The 3,428-nt window shown below is 60.0% G+C and carries 4 protein-coding genes and 1 pseudogene; 4 read left to right on the top strand and 1 reads right to left on the bottom strand.

Translation table 11 applies throughout. The features are described 5' to 3' along the window. The first annotated feature begins 54 nt into the window (after positions 1 to 54). The 4 genes from EN893_RS39445 (at position 55) to EN893_RS24800 (ending at position 2,805) form a co-directional block, all read left to right on the top strand. On the top strand, positions 55 to 147 hold the full coding sequence (locus EN893_RS39445) for a DUF2604 domain-containing protein (RefSeq protein WP_245490897.1): 93 nt from the start codon (positions 55 to 57) through the stop codon (positions 145 to 147). After that, positions 140 to 757, top strand: coding sequence for a putative metal-binding protein (locus tag EN893_RS24810; protein WP_024505653.1), 618 nt, complete (start codon positions 140 to 142; stop codon positions 755 to 757). The genes EN893_RS39445 and EN893_RS24810 overlap by 8 nt, the downstream gene beginning before the upstream one ends. A gap of 98 nt (positions 758 to 855) precedes the next feature. Next, complete coding sequence (locus tag EN893_RS24805) at positions 856 to 1,242, top strand: Mov34/MPN/PAD-1 family protein (RefSeq protein ID WP_236383243.1); 387 nt, start codon at positions 856 to 858, stop codon at positions 1,240 to 1,242. 3 nt (positions 1,243 to 1,245) lie between these two features. Further along, on the top strand, positions 1,246 to 2,805 hold the full coding sequence (locus EN893_RS24800) for an E2 ligase fold family C protein (RefSeq protein WP_024505651.1): 1,560 nt from the start codon (positions 1,246 to 1,248) through the stop codon (positions 2,803 to 2,805). Positions 2,806 to 3,011: 206 nt separating this feature from the next. Here the strand turns inward: EN893_RS24800 and EN893_RS24795 are convergent. Then, positions 3,012 to 3,428: pseudogene (locus EN893_RS24795) on the bottom strand (hypothetical protein); the annotation flags it as partial.

Raw genomic sequence — 3,428 nt, 5'->3', positions numbered from 1 at the left:
CAGAATGTCGCCCAACCAGCCGAGAATTGGGAATTCAAGGATGAGGCCGGCAACTTGCTCGATGTCGACAAGAAGCTTGGCGACTTCGGTTTCCCGAATACTGTGACCCTGTTCCTCAGCCTGAAGGCGGGCGTCGCAGGTGCCTAAACACCAAAGTGTGGATCCGGAGGTCTCCCGAGCGAAGTTTGATCGGGAGATCGGCCGGTTCCGGCCATATGCTGATGTCTATCGGGCTCAGGGCTGCTTCTTGATCGAGGCGACCTTTCCGCGCGCTTTCTTCATTTTCGCCAGCCCCAAGTTAAAGCCACGGGTGGTCAGCGCAGCGAGCGAGGTCGACTTCACCGACTACGACTTAAGACCACCGTCCGTGGTCTTCGTCGATCCGTTTACGCGTCATCCGATTGCCCGGAAAGATCTATACCTGAAAATGCTTAGACGTCCGCCGCTGCCCGGAACGCCGCCGGAGATGATAGGAGCTCTCATCCAGCAGAACGCCGTGCCGCTGACGGACTTCATCCAGGCCAACAGTCCCGAGGACGAACCATTCCTGTGCATGGCGGGCGTCCGGGAATACCACGACAATCCAGCCCATTCAGGTGATCCATGGCTGCTTCATCGGGGTTCTGGCGAAGGCTGTTTGGCCTTCATCCTGGACAAGATCATCAAGTACGGAATCGTTCCTATAGAGCAGTTGCAGATTCAACTCCAACCGACAATCGTAGGAATGGTGGTATCCCCTCAGGCGATACAAGAATGACTGGTTTGAGAGATGTAACGATCGTGACTCTCCCGCGCGGCTGCATCTCGACCACGCATGGGCATCTGCGCTCAGTTGGTCGCGAGGGCAATGAGGGGATGGCGCTCTGGGTCGGCGTTCAGCAAGAGCGGCACTTTGCCGTAACAGAGACGGTTATCCCGGCGCAGCGTCACATTCGGACAAACGATGGCGTTTGCGTGATCGTTGCGGCCGAAGAACTGCACCGGCTCAATGTCTGGCTCTACAAAAGCGGCCTGAAACTCTTGGCCCAGATTCACAGCCATCCGGGCCGCGCCTACCATTCGACGACGGACGACGCTTATGCGGTTGCTACCACGGTTGGGTGTCTGTCGCTGGTCGTGCCGAATTTCGCCCGCGAGCCTTTCGATTTTGCTCGGGTCGCCGCCTATCGGCTTGACGAAAAGGCCAAATGGAATGCGCTCCCTCCCGCGGCACTGTCGCGAATGATCATGATATCGAGTTGAACAATGGCATTCGCTAACTTCATCGATCGCGCCGCCACGGCGGCATCTCAGGTCCTGGCCGATTTTCATCTGGGAGACTTCAAAGCAGCTCTTGAAAAGCAGGTCGTGGCAGTCGCCTTCGACCATCAGGCCGCTTCCTGCGCCGAAGGCCAGGCGACACTAGATCTTGCGGTGAGATTGCTCGCTAGGCTCTACCCGGTTCTGGCGATACTCCCGCTGGACAGCGCGGCGAGCTCTCAAGCCCAAGCGCTGGAGCGCTTGGCAAAGTCGATCAATCCAAAAGTCGGCATCCGGCGTTCCGGCAAGTCTGCCACCGTCTGCGTCGTTGCAGGGGTAACGCGCCCATCACTCCGGTGCCCGATCTTTTTCGTGGGATCGGACGGTTGGGCGGCAAAGCTGTCGCGTACGGACCCGGTGGGCTCTGGCCCAAGTCTGCTGCCTTATGGAGCTGGCGCCGCCAGTTGCTTCGGCGCCGCCAACGTCTTTCGAACTATCTTCGCTGCCCAGTTGACCGGCGCCGAGTTGGACGAAACCATCGACCTCTCGCTATGCAGCTACGACAAGACCAAAGCCGGAGAGCCTGGCCCGATCGACTTCCCAGTCGACCTTGGCGAAACCCACCTCGTTGGGCTCGGTGCGATAGGCCATGGCTCGCTTTGGGCGCTAGCGAGACAACCCGATCTCAAAGGTCGTCTGCATGTAATCGATCACGAAGCGATCGAACTCTCAAACCTGCAGCGCTACGCATTGGCTGGCCAGGCGGAGATTGGTATGTCCAAAGCGGTTCTTGCAGCCACCGCCCTTAGATCGACTGCCCTTGAGGTCGAGGCGCACCCTCTGACGTGGGCAGAATATGTTGCGCGCCGGGGCAATTGGGTCTTCGACCAAGTGGGTGTGGCGCTTGACACCGCCGCCGACCGTCTGGCTGTCCAAGGTGCACTGCCGCGATGGATCGCAAACGCTTGGACGCAGGAGCACGATCTCGGTATCTCCCGGCATGGTTTCGATGACGGCCAGGCTTGCCTTTGTTGCATGTACCTGCCATCCGGAAAATCCAAGGACGAGCACCAGCTGATTGCCGAGGAACTCGGAATACCGGAAGCACACGAGCAGGTGAAAACGCTCCTGCAGACCAATGCCGGAGTTCCCAACGACTTTGTAGTTCGCGTGGCTACAGCGATGGCTGTGCCGTTTGAACCGCTAGCCCCGTTTGTTGGCCAGCCCCTGCGCTCCTTTTATCAGCAGGCTATCTGCGGCGGTCTGGTGTTCCAGCTTAGCGAAGGAAGTCGCCGCGTTCGAACTGTGGTTCCGATGGCCTTTCAGTCGGTGCTTGCCGGGATTATGCTTGCCGCGGATTTGGTCAAACATAGTGCGGGGTTTCCCATGAGCCCGACGACGAGCACTCGGGTGAATCTTCTGCGCCCCCTTGGCTCTCACTTGCACGATCCGAAGGCCAAGGACTCCAGCGGCCGCTGCATCTGTAGCGACGACGATTTCATTGCCGCTTACAGGCGCAAATACGGCGAGCGCGTTGATCAGGTAAGCGATGTCTCGGCCGCCTAAGCAGACGCGCACCTCTCTGTAGACGCAGGGGGCGCGGCTTGTGGGCGTGACCATGGGCGCCATTATGACACGCTTGGCCCGCTCCTTTGGCGGCCTATCGTCCTCCGCGCATGATCCCTGTTGCCGACGTGATGATCCAGCACCAGCCGCCATGGCACCAGAGGCTGGTCAAACCTCCGTTGTTGGCCGGTTTGGACAGTGCTGCATCAGGTCTCGACCGACGTCTCGACAGTCAGGGCTGCTTCGACGGGTGTGAAGATGTCAACATCGACCCCAGGCGCCCGAATCGTCACAATCAGGGCGTACCGAGCCAGAGCGTCGACGCGTTCCAGGTAAGGCTTCTCCTTCCACCAGCCCCCGACCGGGAACACGCCGATCGCGTCACGCTCGGCGAGATCGGCGGCGCTGCCCGACCAGAAATCGGCGTGCAACGAGCCGCGATCGCGGAAGGTGCCGAGCAGCCACTCTTCTCCGCCTCCAGCAGGCGCCCCTTCCTCCTCGTCCCGAGCGGCCTGATTGATGCGGGCTCGGAATTCGTCGACTGTCTCGGTCGCTGACTTTACTCTGAACCGAAGACCATGGGACGCGTAACGATGCCGGCGGGGGCCTCCCCCTTCACCTGG

The organism is Mesorhizobium sp. M7A.F.Ca.CA.004.04.2.1, from assembly GCF_004022825.1.
Lineage (GTDB): Bacteria > Pseudomonadota > Alphaproteobacteria > Rhizobiales > Rhizobiaceae > Mesorhizobium.
This window is presented reverse-complemented; position numbering and strand designations above follow the sequence as displayed.